This is a genomic window from Aquitalea sp. ASV11, assembly GCF_016429185.1.
GTDB classification, from domain to species: domain Bacteria; phylum Pseudomonadota; class Gammaproteobacteria; order Burkholderiales; family Chromobacteriaceae; genus Aquitalea; species Aquitalea pelogenes.
On record NZ_JAELUD010000253.1, the window covers coordinates 1 to 302 of the forward strand.

Annotated in this window: 1 protein-coding gene; it reads left to right on the forward strand. The window is 72.2% G+C overall.

The window, feature by feature from the left end; genetic code table 11:
• A partial coding sequence (locus JHD62_RS22005) for a hypothetical protein (RefSeq protein WP_199104655.1) occupies positions 1-302 on the forward strand: 302 nt, incomplete at both ends.

Here is a 302-nt window from a genome sequence, read left to right on the forward strand (position 1 = left end):
TGGCGGTGCGGCGCTATCTGGCACGGCACTGGCAGCCAGTGGCGGTATTGCGCTGCATGGGGCTGACCTCATCCGAGGTGCTGGGTCTGTTTGTCTGCCTGTTCCTGTTACTGGGCCTGCTCAGTGGCTGTCTCTTATACACATCTCCGAGCCCACGAGACGAACGCAATAATCGCGTATGCCGTCTTCTGCTTGAAAATCGGGGGGGGGGGGGGGGGGGGGGGGGGGGGGGGGGGGGGGGGGGGGGGGGGGGGGGGGGGGGGGGGGGGGGGGGGGGGGGGGGGGGGGGGGGGGGGGGGGGG